Below are 16,317 nucleotides of genomic sequence, written 5' to 3'. Positions count from 1 at the left end.
AAAATGATACTTTCCACCCTATTTTCAGCGATCGCAAACATTTTGCACCTTATCATCACGGTCTATACGTGGATCGTCATAGCAGCGGCTCTCATTAGCTGGGTCAAGCCTGATCCTAGCTCGCCAGTCGTGCAGCTACTTTATAGGCTGACTGATCCTGTTTATAGCTTCATTAGACGCTACATCAAAACAGAATTTAACGGCATCGACTTTGCCCCACTCATCGTGCTTTTAGCACTTCAACTCATAGATCAATTTTTAATAAGGCTTTTATTTGTTTTTGCTGCGTCACTTTAGTATCCTCTCTTTAGCCTGCGTTGCTCTTTTAGCTAAAATTTACACCTACGAGGAGCTAAAAAACGAGCCAAAAAGCCTTGCAAAAGACTACTACATAAACCGCCTTATAAACGAAGGCAGCTACACAAAGGAGCAGATAGCTGAGCTTTCACGCGACGTTTTTAGAAAAAGTGGCTTAGTTCAAAAATCAATCAATAAAATTTTACCTCCCAAAGCAGCCCCTAGCAAGTGTCCTGGCATAAACGCAAGCAATATCACAAGTGCTAGCTTGACTTGCCAAAATTTACTAACAACGATGAGCTTTTCTCTAAAACTTGATAGCAAAACTCGTGAAATTTTAGCGGCAAATCTTGCAAGCACAAATCCAGAAAAAGCTAGAATTTTACGCACTTTAAACGAGCCAAACCCAGCTCTTAGCTTTGCAAATGCAAACGATGCAAAGAGCTTTTTAGAGCTTTTTAACGCCTCAAGTCCGCAAAGCAAAAACGCGCTTTTTAGCGTAAATTTTGAAGCAAATTTTATGAACAAGCTCTACATGCAAAAGGGCTTTACAAATTTATTAAACGACGTCGTGTTTAATAAAAAATATGAAAGCTTTAGAAGAAATTTACTTAGCATAGATCCAGCTGTCACTGAAAAAAGCGACGCATTTACACTTGGGCTAAACGCCATCTTGCTTGGTCAAAATGACGTTGCATTTAGTTTTTTCACAAGAGCTAAAAACACCTTTGATAGGGCTTGGCAAAGAGACAATGCGACATTTTGGCAGTATGAGCTAAGCGGCGATGAGAGCTTTTTAAAAGAGCTAAGCGCTAGCAAAGATGCAAATATCTACTCACTTTACGCAAGAGATTTGGTCGGTGGCGAGCCACTTGAGGTGATCGTGCCAAGACCTAGCAAGCAAAATATCGAAAATTTTGATGTGAGCGATCCATTTTTATGGAACAAAACCGCTGCCCTTGCAAAGGATATGAACGCCACGCAGGCAAGCGAATTTGCTATGAAATTTTACACAAACGAAAGTATCGGCGCATACGCATACTTCATGCAAAAGGCACATGGCTGGGAGAAGCAGTACTTTTTGATGCCAAACTCACCAGAGCTTGAAGGCATCAGCACTGAGCGAAAGTCGATGATATACGCACTAGCAAGACAAGAGAGCCTCTTTATCCCAAGCGTCGTTTCTACCTCTTACGCCCTTGGTATGATGCAGTTTATGCCATTTCTTGCAAATGCGATCGGCAAAAAAGAGCTAAAAATTCCAAATTTTGACCAAGACGATCTTTTTAAAACTGATGTTGCCTTTAAATTTGCAAATCACCACCTAAACTACCTTGATAAATTTCTCTATCATCCACTCTTTACCGCATACGCGTATAACGGCGGTATCGGCTTTACCAAAAAACTCATCACAAGAGATGATATGTTTAAAGAGGGGAAATTTGAGCCATTTTTATCTATCGAGCTAGTCCCAGTGGCTGAGACTAGAAACTACGGCAAGAAGGTGCTTGCAAACTACGTGATCTATATGGCGCTTAATGGTTCCAGTATAAAGATTTCGCAACTTTTCGAAAATTTAACAAAACCGGCTTTGACTGATAAATTTCGAAACTAAGCGCGAGATCGTCACTTTGCTTACTTGGTGCGGTCACTTCGTAATAGACCGCCCAAGGCATAGAAAATCCAGCAAATTTAAGCATCTCGTCGTTTTCATCAAGCAGCCTTGCGCTTGTGGCATTTGAGTCGCCATTTACCTTTATGTTGCTCAAATTTTGCGCATGCTCTTTTGGGTTTATGGCTACTAAAAAGTGCTCTTTGCTCTCGTCTAAATTTGAGTTATATATAGGATTTAGATAGGTTGCAATTATGAGCGTTCTATCAGTGCCATCGATGATCTCGCTCTTACTTGTGTAGGCCAAAAGCTCATTTTTTAGTGGCTCATGCACGATCACTTTTTGATCAGCGCAACCAAATATCATCAAAATAAATATAAAAAATAGTGTAAATTTTCTCATAAAAAACTCTTAAAATATTAAATTTTCTCGCATTTTAGCATTTTATTTTTTAAATTTCACTCATAAATTTTAAAGCCAATATGAGCTATAATCGCAAGAAATTTTAACGAAAAAGGCTCTTATGAAAAGACTTGCCATTGCTTTTTCTGGCCCTTCAAATAGCGGAAAAACGACGCTTATCTTAAAAGTCGCAAAAAAATTTATAGATGATGGGCTAAAGGTCGTTGTGGTCAAGCACGACCCAGGCGACAAGGCCAAATTTGACGTTGAAGGCAAGGATAGCTTTAAATTTTCTCAGGCAGGAGCTGACGTAGTCGTGATGAGTCCGACTAGAACGACTTACTTTTCGCAAAGCTCGCAAGGCATAGACGAGGTCATAAGGATGATCGGCGAGTTTGATATTCTCTTAGTCGAGGGGCTAAAGACGCTGCCACTGCCAAGACTAAGCGTCTTTCGAGGCGAGATCGATGAAGCTTATCTTAGCTTTTCAGACGCGATCGCCACTTATAAAAAGCAAATCCCTTACGAGATCACAAATCTAAATTTAGACGATATAGACGCCATTTGTGCGTGGATAATCAAAAATGCAAAGGCTGTATAATGCAAGAACTAAACCAAATTTTTAACACCATTAAAGATATCGCAAAAGAGATAAGCGAAGTGATAAAATACGCCGATCTTGGCTACACAACTCACGAAAATGCAACTGGCGACACCCAGCTAAAGCTTGATGTTAAAAGCGACGAGATCATCACAGCTAAATTTAAGCAGCTTTCATGCGTAAAAGCGCTAATTAGCGAAGAGAAAGAGGACGAGCTTGAGATAAATAAAAACGCTAAATTTATCATCGCTTACGATCCACTCGATGGCTCAAGCCTAGTTGATGTAAATTTCGCCGTTGGCTCGATCTTTGGTATCTACGAAGACGAGGTAAAACCAGAAAATTTAATAGCCGCAGCTTACAGCATCTATGGTCCAAGACTTGAGCTAGTAATTGCCGAGAAAAAGGGCGCTTTGCCTAAATTTTATAGGCTTGGCAAAGATGGCGAGTTTAAATTTGTAAAAGAGCTTGAGCTAAAAGAAAAAGGCAAGCTAAACGCCACAGGAGCTACGCAAAAAGGTTGGAGCCAAACGCATAGAAACTTCATAAACGAGCTATTTAACGAGGGCTACAGGCTAAGATACTCAGGCGCGATGGTGAGTGACTTGCATCAAATTTTACTAAAAGGCGGCGGTCTTTTTAGCTACCCAGCAACGAGCGATCATCCAAATGGCAAGCTAAGGGTTGTCTTTGAAGTGTTGCCATTTGCCTTTATATATGAAAACGCAAAGGGCGCAACGACAGATGGCAAAAACCAAACACTTTTTGATATAAAAATAGAAAAAATTCACCAAACTACGCCATGCTTTTTTGGCTCGCGTGATGAAATTTCACTTTTGCATAAATTTTACGAGCAAAAATAATGCAAGAAGCACAAGCAAACGAGCCACTTGACGCATTTGAGCTAGCCCTAAAGCAAAAGGCAAAAGTTATGCAAGAGTGCCAAGAGCAAAAAGGTCGCAAAAGCTGTTTTAACTGCGAGGCATTTTTTGACTGCGAGACGAGAATAGAGTATGTAAATAGCTGCTACAACTCGATGTCAAAAGGCAACACCGGCAGTGACGGCGGATTTGATTTTTAAATTTAAAGGAAAAATATGAAAGAAAAAGCTTATATAACCACTCCGATTTATTACGTAAATGACGTACCACACATCGGTCACGCCTACACGACTATCATCGCTGATACGCTAGCTAGATTTAACCGCTTGCAAGGCAAAGAGACCTACTTCATGACTGGCACAGACGAGCATGGTCAAAAGATCGAGCAAGCAGCTCGCGCTAGAGGCAAAACGCCAAAAGAGTACGCTGATGAGATCAGTGCGAAATTTAGATCGCTTTGGGATGAATTTGAGATAAGCTACGACCATTTTATAAGGACGACCGACGAAGAGCACAAGCAAACCGTGCAAAATGTCTTTGAAAAGATGCAAGCAAACGGCGATATCTACAAGGGCGAGTACGAGGGCTTTTATTGCGTTAGCTGCGAGACATTTTTTAATCAAAGAGACCTACTTGAGGACAACCGCTGTCCAGACTGCGGCCGCGTGACATCTTTAGTTAAAGAAGAGAGCTACTTTTTCAAGCTTTCAAAATACGAAGACGCGCTTTTAAAATGGTACGAAAACGACGAGCTTTGCGTCATCCCAAAGGGTAAGAAAAACGAAGTCGTAAGCTTTGTAAAGGGCGGACTAAAAGACCTCTCTGTGACAAGAACGAGCTTTGACTGGGGTATAAAGCTACCAAAGAGTGCAAACGACGACAAGCACGTTATGTATGTCTGGCTTGACGCGCTCATAAACTACTTAACAACACTAGGATACTCAAGAGAAAACGCTAGAATGGACTTTTGGCCACACACGACACACATTGTTGGCAAAGACATTTTGCGTTTTCACGCGGTTTATTGGCCGGCATTTTTAATGAGCCTTGGCTTGCCACTACCAAAACACGTCGCAGCGCACGGCTGGTGGACGATAGATGGTGAAAAGATGAGCAAAAGCAAGGGCAACGTCATAAACCCAAGAGAGGTCGCAAACGCTTATGGGCTTGAAAATTTCAGATACTTTTTGCTTAGAGAGGTGCCGTTTGGACAAGATGGCGACTACAGCCAAAAGGCCTTGATCGAGCGCATAAACTCAGAGCTTGGCAACGGACTTGGCAACTTGCTAAGCCGAATTGTGGGCATGAGCGCAAAGTATAGCGACTACAAGATCGACTCAAAAGATGTGATCAAATTTCACAAAGCCGAGCTTGATGAGGCGAAGGGCTATCTTGATGAGGCTATTAAAAATTTAGAAAATTTAGCGACAAACCGCTATTTAGAGGATCTTTGGAAGGTCGTAACGCTTGCAAACGCAGCCGTTGCGAAGTATGAGCCATGGTCGCTTGTAAAAGCTGGCAAAAGTGATGAGGCAAACGCACTTGTGGCACTTTGTGCAAATTTACTTGCAAAAGTGGCGATACTGCTTAGCCCAGCTATGCCAAAAACTTGCGCTAAGATAGCTGATACGCTTGGCTTTAGCATAGATACGGCTTCTTATGAAACTCTTGTATTAAAAAATGAAATTTCAAATTTTACTGCAAAAGCTACTGAGCCACTCTTCCCAAGGATAGAAAAAGAGCTAATGGGCGAGGCAAGAGACCTAAAAGAAGGGCCAAAAGTAGAGGCAAAAGCTGAGCTAAAAGATGAGAAAAAAGAAGAGGATATCATTAGCATCGATGACTTTGCCAAAATTGTGATAAAAGTAGGCGAAGTGCTCGAGTGTGAGAGAGTTGAGGGCAGTGAGAAGCTGCTTAAATTTAAGATAGATCTTGGCGAGGAGCAGCCACGTCAAATTTTATCAGGCATCGCCAAATACTACGAGCCTAGCTCGCTTGTGGGCAAGCAAGTTTGCGTTTTAGCAAATTTAAAAGAGCGAACGATGATGAAAAAATATGTCTCACAAGGCATGATCCTAAGCGCATCAGACGGCTCACTAACGCTTCTTGGCACGCAGGCCAAGGTCAAAAACGGCGCGATCGTTGGCTAAATGACGATAGAAAATTTAACCCACATAATAAATGGGCAAATTTTAAACAACCCAAGCATCTCAAGCGTGACTAGCTTCGCGTTTGAGGCTAAAAACATAAAACGAGGCTACGCTCTCATCGCCACGCAAAGCGATCAGATCGCACCTGCGATAAAGCAAGGCGCCTATGCTATCATTAGCGAAGAGGATATCGCGCCAAGCGACGATGAGATAGCCTTTATCAAGGTAGCAAGCCTGCAAACGGCTATCATCAAGCTCATGCGCTTTGAGGCGATCCACAAAAATATCAAATTTTGCGCGGTCAATCCCTTCATAAAAGCGCTTTTAGAGAAGTCGCACCTTGAAAAAAACGCCCACGTCATACCTGAAAATTTAACCGAGCTTTTTTACAAAATTTTTCATGCAAATTTGTTTGACACATTTTTTAGCGACGATACGAGGATACTTCAAAGGCTCTCGCTACTTTACGAGACAGCCTGGACTGACACAAACATAAACGTGCTAAATCCAAGCTCGATCTTCTTTACAACGCTCATTTACGACGACAAATACTATCAAAATTTATCCATCCCTAGAGTTTTTGCTGGGATGTTTTGCGGACTTCTTGGCTATCTTAAGAAAAACAATATCGGCTTTAAAGTGACAGAGAGCAGGATTTCATCGCACTTTGACCCAGTCTTTATCGACAAAGACTTTAAGCCAGTTGGTTTTGGTAGCAGTTTTAGAGCGGTGATAGCTGAAGAAGACGAGGAGCTTTTTTTGACTGAAAGCATATTTCTAAGGCGAAATTTCAGCGAGAGCGAGCTTAAATTTTGCCTGCCAAAAGATAACACACTAAAGGTTGAAAACGCCATTTTTTATGAAAATTTAGACGAGATAAAGAAGCTACAAAATTTCGTCTACGCCCTTGTACTTTGCAAAAAAGAAGATCTGCTTGATAGCTTAAGTCAAAGCAAAGAGCAAGGCGGACTCTTTTAAATTTAGAGCCAGAGCCTAAGCCCTGGCAGTTTTTACTCACCTAAGAAGTATTTTAGATCAGCTTGCGCGTCGCCGCTAATTGGTCTAACGTTAAATTTATCCACTAAGAAATTTATGATCTCTTCATTGAAAAATTTAGGCAAGCTAGGTCCTACGTTGATGTTTTTGATACCAAGGCTAAATAGCGCTAGCAAGATGATGACCGCTTTTTGCTCCATCCACATTAGCACGATAGAAACTGGCAAGTCATTTACTGCGATGCCTGTTGCCTCGCTTAGTGCAAGGGCTATTTTAACTGCGCCGTTGCTGTCGTTGCACTGGCCAAGGTCGATGTAGCGTGGTAGCTCGGTGCCTGGGACGTTGCCAAAGTCAATGTCGTTAAATCTAAATTTACCGCAGCTTGAAGTAAGTATCACGCAGTCTTTTGGAAGGCTAGCAGCTAGCTCTCTATAGTACTCGCGTCCCTTGCCAGGTGCGTCACAGCCAGCGATCACGAAAAATCTGCGGATCTTGCCAGTGTTTATCGCGTCTAAAATTTGCGGGGCTAAAGTTAAGATAGTCTTGTAGTGGCCACCAGTTACTAGGCTCTCATCGCTATCAAAGCCGTTAACGTCGCCACAGGCTAGTGCGCACTCGATAAGTGGTGTGAAGTCGTCGTTTTCGATGTGTTTTACGCCGTTTGTGCCTGCGATCGAGTAGCCAAATAGCCTGTCAGCGTATGTGCAGTTTGAGCGTAGTGGCACGATGCAGTTTGTTGTCATTAGTATCGCACCTTTAAATTCGTTAAATAGCTTGGTTTGGTCAAACCACGCCTTGCCGACGTTGCCTTTTAGGTGGCTATACTTGCGTAGTTCTGGGTATCCGTGAGCTGGAAGCATCTCTGAGTGAGTGTAGATGTTGATGCCTTTATCTTTTGTCGCCTCAAGTAGCGCTTTTAGAGCGTGCAAGTTGTGTCCGCTTACTAAGATCGCCTTGCCCTCGACCTTGTTTTGGCTCACTCTAACTGGTGTTGGGATGCCAAATTTAGCCGTATGAGCCTCGCTTAGCAGGTTCATCACCTCAACGCCAGCACCGCCTACTTCAAGAAGCTGTTTGATGTGCTCATCGAAGTTGAAATTTGAGTTTGTAAGCGTGAAATAAAGCGTATCAGCCATAATACGATCAACGTTGCTAGTATCAGCGCCAAGCTCGTGTGCGTGGTGGCGATATGCGCTAAGGCCTTTTAAGCCAAAAACCATCGTATCTTGCAAAAGCGCTAGCGTGTCGCTCTTGCCACAGGTGCCCATAGGCTGGCCCTTTGCACCGCATCCATCCTCAGCACTCATCTCGCACTGATGGCAAAACATCTTCATATCTTTCATCTTTTCTCCTTGTGAATTTAAAAATTTAAGCGGATTTTATCCTAGATGGCTAGCCATTTTGGTTGATAGCAGTCAAGGAAATTTAAATTTAAATTTTAGTTATTAAATTTAAGATTTTATGATTTTGGATATCAAAATATAAATTTAAAATTTGTTACAAAGAGTTAAAAAAATTTACAAAAAAACGATTTACATTTGAAATTTATTTAAAAGGATGAAAATGAAAAATTTATTACTAGTGGTATTTGCCGCTTTTATGCTTTGTGGCTGCGCTCCAAAGGGGATATTTGTGAGTTTGCCAGATGAGCAAGCGCCTTCAAGCATTAGCAAAAAGACAAAAATTTACATCGAAAGCGTCAAAGATGTGAGAGCCTTTGAAAACGACCCAAAACAAGCAAGCACCCCATCTTTATACAAGCACAATGTAAATGAAGTTAGCGCAAAAGAGAAGCAAAAATACATCGGCAGAACTAGAAACAGCTATGGCAAGGGGCTATGGAACGTCATTTTAGAAAATAAGCAAAGGACAACTAGCGTAGTAAGGGCGCGTATCGAGGACGCCTTTAGAAGCAACGGCTACCAGGTCATAAAAAATGAAAACGAAGTAGATAAGGATACGATAAGCGTCAATGCAAAGATAGAAAAACTTTGGACTTACTTAACGCTTGGCGCGGTAAAAGTTGGTCTAAACGCTGATGTGAGCACTACCTTAAGCGTAAATAACAAGGAGCTAAGCACGGTTGTAAAACGCAAAGAGGAGTATCTTTTAGTAAATCAAAATGACTATGCAAATATCATCAAAAGCTCTTTGGCTGAGTACAAAGAGAAGCTAGCAAAACAGATAAGCGAGCTAAATTTAGAGTAAATTTTAGGCTAGCTACTAAATTTATAGTGGCTAGCTTTTAAATTTCAAGGCAAATTTCACTTTTTATAAGGGATTTTATCAACGGCGTTTGCTTTTTTAAAGCCATTTAGCCTTAGCCTACAACTATCACAAAGCCCGCACGCCTCATCCTCGCTCTCGTAGCAGCTCCATGTGAGCTCTATTGGTGAGCCAAGCTCAAGCGACTTTGAGACGATATCAGCCTTGCTTAAATTTACAAGCGGCGTGATGATCTCACAAGAAAAATCAGCCGATGTGCCTAAATTTATCGCCTCATTTATGCTTTTTATAAAGCTCTCTTTGCAGTCAGGATATCCAGAGCTATCCTCTTCAACCACGCCTATGTAGATTGCCTGCGCCCCCTCTTTTTCGGCAAGTGCGGCGGCGATTGAGATAAATACGCCATTTCTAAACGGCACGTAGGTGTTTGGCACGTCCTTACTAACGCCATCTTTTCTTATCTGCAGGCTCTTATCCGTTAGCGAATTTCCGCCTATTTGAGCTATGAAGCTAACGTCTAAATTTATTTTTTTAACCACGCCCAGTCGCTCACATATCTCGTCAAACGCGCGCTTCTCTCGCCTCATCGTCCTTTGTCCGTAATCAAAATGAAGTGCAACTACATCATATCCAGCCCTCTTTGCCATCACAGCGCAAAGCGTGCTATCCATACCGCCGCTCATTATACAAACTGCTTTTTTCATATTTTGCCCTTTAAATTTGCTAAAATTATACAAAAATTTACTAAGGACAAGCCAAAAATGATACTTTGCGAAGAGAGTTATCCAGAAATTTTAGATCAAATTTGCTCATATCTAACACCTGGTGAAGTTGAGTTAGTTTTTATCAATAAAGATGAGATGAGAGAGCTAAACAGATCTGAGCGAGGCATAGACAAAACTACCGATGTCTTAAGCTTCCCACTTGAGCTTGTCATCCACGCCCCACTTGGTTCGGTAGTCATAAATAAAGATATGGTAAAAGAAAAAGCAGCCGAGCTAAATCACAGCGAAGAGGCTGAAACTGCGCTACTTTTCACACATGGCTTGCTGCATATCTTGGGTTACGATCACGAAAAAGATGATGGGCAGATGAGAGAGAAAGAGTGCGAAGTGATAGCTAAATTTAACTTGCCAAAGAGCCTAATCGTAAGAAGCGAGGACGTTAGGCTCATTGATCTTATAAACAAAAAGGGCTGATAAAGCCCCTGATTTAAAGAGCCTCTTTTTTTGTCTCTAAATTTTCAACTTTTGGCGCAAAAGCCTTATTTATCTTTCTTATCCAGATAACAAGCGAGATAAATAAAATGAAGTAAAGCACGTAGCTAGCGATAGGCCAGCTAGTGTTTGTGCCGCTATCTTTTATCGAGATCGCGTTTCTAAACTCGTTTAGCATAGAAATTCTATATCCGTAGTATTTGATAGTGACGTTTTTATCGCTATTTGTAAAGCCTTGCGCCTTGGCTTGGATGTCGGCTGAGTTAAATTTAAAATAAAACGGAAAACCCCACGCCGTATCTTCGTTTCTATAAGCCATAACTTTTTCAGCGTTTTTCGCATCTTTTGTGTAGATGAAGTAGACGTCGCGCACTGGGCCGTCGGCTGGGTTTTTAGCGTCTATTATGCCATCTTTGTCCATGCGTTTTACGTCGCCGCCAGTTATCTGCACGCTTGCGTAGTGCGGAAATGAAAAATCAACCAAAAACGCCAAAAATAGGTGCAAAAGCACAACAAATGTAACGCAAATTCTCTTTAAAAATGTCATCATTTCTATCCTTTAAATTTGCACTATTTTATGAAAAGATAGCTTAAATAAAGGGGCAAAGCGCCCCCATAAATTTAAGCCTTTTTATTAAGCATAAATTTTAAAAGCTGTGCAAAGAAGCAGATGCCGCCGATTATTAAAATCGTATCGCCAAGCATCCTTAACCATCTTAAATTTTGCAAGTGCGACTGCTGTAAAAGCTCAGCACTTCTTGCATACCACATGCCCTGCTCCAAGCTTGCAAATGCTTGATAGATGCCTATTGGAAGCAGTGAAAGCACGATCATTAGCATAAGTCCTGCATTTAAGCCCCAAAAGCCAACTTTCATCAAATTTTCATCAAATTCTTGCCCTTTAAATAGATAAGTAGCCACGAGCCAGACAAAACCAAGCGCCAAAAATCCATAAACGCCAAATAGCGCTGCGTGTCCGTGAACTGGCGTTGTATTTAGCCCCTGGATGTAAAATAGCGAGATCGGAGGATTTATCAAAAATCCAAAGACGCCAGCGCCTAGCATATTCCAAAAGGCAACTGCGATGAAGCAGTAAAGCGGCCATTTAAGCGTTTTAGCCCAGCTTTGAGCAAACTGAAGTTTGTAGTGCTCATACGCCTCAGCGCCAAGTAAAACTAAAGGCACGACCTCAAGCGCTGAAAAGCTTGCACCAACTGCCATTATAGGCGTTGTGGTGCCTGCAAAGTAGAGGTGATGGAAGGTGCCTGGGATGCCGCCTATCATAAAGAGTGACGCACTTGCAAGCGTTGAAAATGTCGCAAATCTTTTTGAGACAAGACCCAGTGAGACAAAGACAAAGGCGAGCGAAGCTGTCGCAAATACTTCAAAAAAGCCCTCAACCCAAAGATGTACAACCCACCAGCGCCAGTACTCCATCACTGGAAGTGGACTTCTTTGACCATAAAATAGCCCTGCTCCGTAAAATAAGCCAACCGCAACCGCTGACATAGCAAAGATAGCAAGTAAATTTTTATCGCCTTTGTTTTTAAAGCCGCCTGCAAATCCACGAAGTAAAAGCAACATCCAGATGACAAGACCGACAAACAAAATAATCTGCCAAACACGTCCAAGATCGATGTATTCATATCCTTGATGTCCAAGCCAGAAGCTTAAATTTATAGGCATGATGTTTGCGATAGCTAGATACTCACCCACAAAACTGCCAACTACAAGGATAAGTAGCGCATAAAAGAGCAGATCAACACCAAGCTTTTGAAATTTTGGATCCTTGCCGCCATTTACGATAGGGGCTAAAAATAATCCAGCTGCTAAAAATCCAGTCGCTATCCAGAAGATACTAGCTTGTATATGCCACGTTCTAGCAAGCGAATAAGGGATGTAGGCTGATAAATTTATGCCATAAAATTCTTGTCCTTCGACTGTGTAGTGAGCCGTAAAGCCGCCTATTAAAATTTGAAACGCAAATAGCGCCAGCGTGACAAAGAGATACTTTTTTAGCGCCTTTTGTGACGGAGTTAAATTTAGCTTTTTAAGCGGATCTTCACTGATAGGCTCAAGCTTTTCATCATCTTTTTTGCCATAAAATGAGCTAAACCAAACAAGAAGTCCAACGCCTGCTAGAAGTATCACGACACTTGCGATCGACCAAAAGATATTCTCACTTGTTGGCACATTATCGATTAGTGGTTCGTGCGGCCAGTTGTTTGTATAGGTTGCCTCGCTACCAGGTCTGTTTGTGGCTGTCGCCCAGGCTGACCAGAAGAAGAAGTTGTTTAGATCAGCTCTGTCGCTTGCACCTGGGAGTGTGTTTTCTTTCATCGCATAAGCTTCTCTTAAAGGCTTAAATTTAGGGTCATTACCAAAAAGCGCAGCATACTCGCTAGCTACTTGACTTACAGCTTTTAGCCTATCAGCGCTTAGCACAAATTTATCGTCCTTTACGCTATTTTCTCTATACTCTTTTTTAAGCAAAACCTTTAAATTTGCCTTTTGCTCGTCGTTTAGATCGGTGTATTTTAGATGATAAATTTCATCAGCTTTGATCTCTAAAAAGGCAACTAACTCTTTGTGAAGCCAGTCCGCACTCCAGTCAGGCGCTTGATATGCCCCGTGCCCCCAAACAGAGCCAACTTGCATACCGCCTATGCTTTGCCAAGCCTCTTGACCTTTATAGATACTCTCTTTATCGATCACGACCTTGCCATTTTCGTCAGTGAAATTTACAACTGGAGGCGAATTTCTATAAACCTCAACGCCATAGTAGCCTAAAATACTAAAGCAAACTACCAGCACAGCAACGAGTGCGAGCCAGTATCTTTTGTATTCACGCATTGATTCTCCTTTTTTTAAAATTTAGGAGAAAGTTTATCTTATTTCAAAATAGTGACTAATGACATATATCAATAAAAGGAGATTATTTATCCTTTTAGTTTTATAGAAATTTACAATAATATGCAAATTTTTCACAATATATATGCAAATTTTACATAACATTAATGTAAATAGCAGTAACATATCCCTTTCATTATTTCACACTTAAAGGAAAAAATATGCAAATGAATTTCATGCACAAAGTGGCTAAAATAGGCCTTGTTGCTTCACTTTTTACAGCTCTTAGCCTAAGCGCTGCTGAGTCTGCTAGAAGCATAACCGATATGCAAGGCGTAAAGGTAAGCGTGCCTGAGAAGGTTGAGAAGATCGCAGCACTGTGGAATGCAAACAACGAGATCATCCTAGCACTTGGCGGTATGGATAAGGTTGTAGCCACAACTGATCTGATCAAAAACAACAAGTGGTTTGAGCACATCTATCCAAAACTTAAAAATTTACCAGCTGCACTAAACGGCAAAGACCTTCAGATCGAAGAGCTTGTTAAACTTGCACCTGACGTTATCATAGTGTATAACAAAAATTTTCAAGATGAACTTATCAAAAATGGCTTTAGCGCGGTAAATTTGATCTTTAGAGACTATCCAGATATGGAGAAAAGCATCTATGCAACAGCTGAAGTCATAGGCACTGATGATGCTAGAAAAAAAGCTGAAAAACTTGCTAATAAAATCCACGATAACTCTGAGTTTGTAACAGCAAGAACAAAAAGCATCCCTGATGCTAAGCGTCCAAAAGTACTTCACCTTCTTGGTGGCGCAAATTTGCTAAAAATTGATGGTACAAACACCATCCAAAACACTTGGATCAAGCTAGGTGGCGGTGTAAATGCTATCAATACTGAGGGTTCAATGATCGAAGTTAGCGCTGAAGAGATCATCAATGCAAATCCTGATATCATCATCGTTGGCGGCAATGACACAGACGCACAGATCAAAAAGATAAAAGAGCACCCTGCATTCTCTGGCTCAAACGCTGTTAAAAACGGCAAAATTTACGGCAACCCAAAAGGTGTATTTAGCTGGGATAGATATGGTGCTGAAAACGTACTTCAAATTTTATGGGCAGCAAAAACTATCCAACCAGATCTATTTAAAGATGTCGATATGAAAGTAAAAACAAAAGAGTTTTATAAAGAGTTTTTAAATCACGATCTTAGTGACAAAGAGTATGGCTATATCTTAAAAGGCCTAAATCCAGATGGTAGCAGTAAGTAAGATATGAAAAACGCAAATTTTTCAATAGTTGTTATCTTTTTAGCTCTACTAACGCTTGTTTGCGCCTTTGTCGCACTTGGCGTTGGTAGATTTTACATACCATTTAACGACGTCTTTAGCGTGCTAGCTCACGGCTTTGGCTACGGCGAGGGTGCAGCTAGCAACATCACAAACGTGATAGAAAATTTACGCATCCCACGTATCATCGCAGCCATCCTTGTTGGAGCTGCTCTTAGCGTGAGTGGTGCAGCCTATCAAGGCGTCTTTAAAAACCAGCTAGTAAGCCCTGATCTTCTTGGCGTCTCGGCTGGTGCTTGCGTGGGAGCTGCAACTGCCATTATCTTTGATCTATCGCTATTTTGGATACAAATTTTTGCATTTGGCTTTGGCCTAGCAGCCGTTGCTATCACTCTAGCCATACCTAAGATGATGGGGCGCGCGAGCACGCTTATGCTGGTTCTTTCTGGTATCATCGTAAGCGGTCTTATGGGCTCAATAATCGGCTTTTTAAAATATGTCGCAGACCCTGAGACAAAGCTACCTGACATTGTTTATTGGCAGCTTGGTAGCCTTGCTAAGCTTGATAGCGATAACTTAATATACGTAGCTCCAGTGATGATCATCTGCGCCATTTTGCTAATAGCCATGAGCTGGCGTATAAATTTGCTCTCTCTTGGCGACGAGAGTGCAGCAAGACTAGGCGTAAATGTGGCTTTTGAGCGCGCCGTCATCATCATCTGCGCTACGCTTCTTACAGCGTGCAGCGTCTGCATAAGCGGTATAGTCGCTTGGGTGGGACTTCTCATGCCTCACCTAGCTCGCATGCTAGTTGGCGCAAATAACATAAAAAGCATGCCTGCAAGCATATTTATGGGTGCGATATTTTTGCTTTTTGTTGATACCTTGGCGCGCAGCATAAGCGTGAGCGAAGTGCCTCTTGGCGTACTTACTGGCTTTATCGGCACGGTATTTTTCGTCTGGGTCTTGTGGCGAAATAAAAAGGTTGCGTGATGCTTGAAGTTAGAAATTTAAACTTTAGCTACCCAAATGGGGCTGGCAAACTAGAAAATGTAAATTTAAAGATAGGCGCAGGTGAGATTTTAACCATTCTTGGTCGAAATGGAGCTGGCAAATCAACAACTTTAGGCTTAATAAGCGGCTCGCTAAAGCCAGTTTCAGGAGAGATCTTTCTTGATGGCAAAAACGTAGATAGCCTAAGCAACAAAGAGCGCGCTAAGATCATGGCGTATGTCGCTCAAAGCGAGGTTACCGAGTATGACTACACTGGACTTGAGTTTATCACGATGGGTCGCGCGGCACACCTTGGTATCTTTGCAAGACCTAGCAAAGAGGATGAGGAGATCGCTAGAATTTACACCAAAAAGCTTGAGATCGAGTACCTTGAAGATCGCTTTATCACGCAGATGAGTGGCGGTCAAAAGCAGATGTGTATGATCGCTCGTGCGATGGCTGCGCAGCCAAAGATGATCATATTTGACGAGCCAACGAGCGCGCTTGACTTTGGCAACCAGTATAAATTCCTACGCACCGTCAAATGGCTAAAAGAGCTTGGCTACTCGGTCGTGCTAACCACTCACAACCCTGACTTTGCCGTGCTTCTTGGCGGATATGTGGCACTCGTAAAGGGTGATGGCGAGGTTGGATTTGGCACGGTTGATGAGATCATTAGAAGCGAAAATTTAAGCAAGCTTTACGGACTAAATTTAAACGTGAGCTACATCGACGAAGTAAAAAGAAACTGCTGCCTCACTTATCCACTATAAATTTAAGCTCTCAAAAGATAAAT

Annotated in this window: 17 protein-coding genes; 12 read left to right on the top strand and 5 right to left on the bottom strand. The window is 41.8% G+C overall.

What is annotated here, in order from left to right; all coding sequences use genetic code 11:
• Positions 1–3: 3 nt before the first annotated feature.
• The gene (locus CVT07_RS02430; protein ID WP_021089641.1) at positions 4–297 is read left to right on the top strand and encodes a YggT family protein; all 294 of its coding nucleotides are present in this window, start codon (positions 4–6) and stop codon (positions 295–297) included.
• Positions 275–1,912, top strand: coding sequence for a lytic transglycosylase domain-containing protein (locus CVT07_RS02425; protein WP_107936942.1), 1,638 nt, complete (start codon positions 275–277; stop codon positions 1,910–1,912). The genes CVT07_RS02430 and CVT07_RS02425 overlap by 23 nt, the downstream gene beginning before the upstream one ends.
• Here CVT07_RS02425 and CVT07_RS02420 read toward each other — a convergent pair.
• Positions 1,833–2,312, bottom strand: coding sequence for a hypothetical protein (locus tag CVT07_RS02420; protein WP_035142983.1), 480 nt, complete (start codon positions 2,310–2,312; stop codon positions 1,833–1,835). The two genes, CVT07_RS02425 and CVT07_RS02420, sit on opposite strands and share 80 nt — an antisense overlap.
• Before the next feature lie 121 nt (positions 2,313–2,433).
• Here CVT07_RS02420 and mobB point away from each other — a divergent pair, with 121 nt between their 5' ends.
• Genes mobB through CVT07_RS02395 form a run of 5 tightly spaced genes read left to right on the top strand, consistent with a single transcriptional unit; the run spans position 2,434 to position 6,922 of the window.
• A complete protein-coding gene (gene mobB, locus CVT07_RS02415; protein WP_103646102.1) occupies positions 2,434–2,913 on the top strand; it encodes a molybdopterin-guanine dinucleotide biosynthesis protein B in 480 nt (159 codons plus the stop codon).
• Entirely contained in the window at positions 2,913–3,776 is an 864-nt protein-coding gene (locus CVT07_RS02410) for a class 1 fructose-bisphosphatase (protein WP_012001395.1), read from the top strand. The genes mobB and CVT07_RS02410 overlap by 1 nt, the downstream gene beginning before the upstream one ends.
• Complete coding sequence (locus tag CVT07_RS02405) at positions 3,776–3,994, top strand: hypothetical protein (protein WP_021089706.1); 219 nt, start codon at positions 3,776–3,778, stop codon at positions 3,992–3,994. Before CVT07_RS02410 ends, CVT07_RS02405 begins: the two co-directional genes overlap by 1 nt.
• A gap of 15 nt (positions 3,995–4,009) precedes the next feature.
• Positions 4,010–5,944 carry a methionine--tRNA ligase gene (metG, locus tag CVT07_RS02400; RefSeq protein WP_107936940.1) on the top strand — a complete coding sequence of 645 codons (1,935 nt, stop codon included), beginning with the start codon at positions 4,010–4,012 and terminating at the stop codon, positions 5,942–5,944.
• Entirely contained in the window at positions 5,945–6,922 is a 978-nt protein-coding gene (locus CVT07_RS02395) for a ferrochelatase (protein WP_107936938.1), read from the top strand.
• 32 nt (positions 6,923–6,954) lie between these two features.
• Here CVT07_RS02395 and hcp read toward each other — a convergent pair whose 3' ends face one another.
• Complete coding sequence (hcp, locus tag CVT07_RS02390; protein ID WP_107936936.1) at positions 6,955–8,283, bottom strand: hydroxylamine reductase; 1,329 nt, start codon at positions 8,281–8,283, stop codon at positions 6,955–6,957.
• 220 nt (positions 8,284–8,503) lie between these two features.
• Here hcp and CVT07_RS02385 point away from each other — a divergent pair, with 220 nt between their 5' ends.
• Positions 8,504–9,148 carry a flagellar biosynthesis protein gene (locus CVT07_RS02385; RefSeq protein ID WP_107936934.1) on the top strand — a complete coding sequence of 215 codons (645 nt, stop codon included), beginning with the start codon at positions 8,504–8,506 and terminating at the stop codon, positions 9,146–9,148.
• Positions 9,149–9,204: 56 nt separating this feature from the next.
• Here the strand turns inward: CVT07_RS02385 and queC are convergent, their stop codons facing one another.
• Entirely contained in the window at positions 9,205–9,903 is a 699-nt protein-coding gene (gene queC, locus CVT07_RS02380; RefSeq protein ID WP_107936932.1) for a 7-cyano-7-deazaguanine synthase QueC, read from the bottom strand.
• Between the two features lie 24 nt (positions 9,904–9,927).
• Between queC and ybeY the strand changes: the two genes are divergently transcribed.
• The gene (gene ybeY, locus CVT07_RS02375) at positions 9,928–10,365 is read left to right on the top strand and encodes an rRNA maturation RNase YbeY (protein WP_107936930.1); all 438 of its coding nucleotides are present in this window, start codon (positions 9,928–9,930) and stop codon (positions 10,363–10,365) included.
• 13 nt (positions 10,366–10,378) lie between these two features.
• Here ybeY and CVT07_RS02370 read toward each other — a convergent pair whose 3' ends face one another.
• Positions 10,379–10,933, bottom strand: coding sequence for a DUF1523 family protein (locus CVT07_RS02370; RefSeq protein WP_103567656.1), 555 nt, complete (start codon positions 10,931–10,933; stop codon positions 10,379–10,381).
• 71 nt (positions 10,934–11,004) lie between these two features.
• Positions 11,005–13,236 carry a nitric-oxide reductase large subunit gene (locus CVT07_RS02365; RefSeq protein WP_107936928.1) on the bottom strand — a complete coding sequence of 744 codons (2,232 nt, stop codon included), beginning with the start codon at positions 13,234–13,236 and terminating at the stop codon, positions 11,005–11,007.
• A 218-nt stretch (positions 13,237–13,454) separates the two neighbouring features.
• Between CVT07_RS02365 and CVT07_RS02360 the strand changes: the two genes are divergently transcribed.
• The 3 genes from CVT07_RS02360 to CVT07_RS02350 are packed head-to-tail and all read left to right on the top strand — an operon-like array spanning position 13,455 to position 16,294.
• Positions 13,455–14,510 carry an ABC transporter substrate-binding protein gene (locus tag CVT07_RS02360; RefSeq protein WP_107936927.1) on the top strand — a complete coding sequence of 352 codons (1,056 nt, stop codon included), beginning with the start codon at positions 13,455–13,457 and terminating at the stop codon, positions 14,508–14,510.
• 3 nt (positions 14,511–14,513) lie between these two features.
• Positions 14,514–15,521: a FecCD family ABC transporter permease gene (locus CVT07_RS02355; protein WP_002940127.1), complete on the top strand. Its 1,008-nt coding sequence runs from the start codon at positions 14,514–14,516 to the stop codon at positions 15,519–15,521.
• Positions 15,521–16,294 (top strand): ABC transporter ATP-binding protein, encoded by a 774-nt coding sequence (locus CVT07_RS02350; RefSeq protein ID WP_012001386.1) that lies wholly within the window; start codon positions 15,521–15,523, stop codon positions 16,292–16,294. Before CVT07_RS02355 ends, CVT07_RS02350 begins: the two co-directional genes overlap by 1 nt.
• Positions 16,295–16,317 lie beyond the last annotated feature (23 nt).

The sequence above is a fragment of the Campylobacter concisus genome (genome assembly GCF_003048875.2).
In the GTDB taxonomy this organism is placed as follows: Bacteria; Campylobacterota; Campylobacteria; order Campylobacterales; family Campylobacteraceae; genus Campylobacter_A; species Campylobacter_A concisus_AU.
Note: the sequence above shows the minus strand (reverse complement) of the source record. Positions and strands in the feature narration are given on the sequence as shown.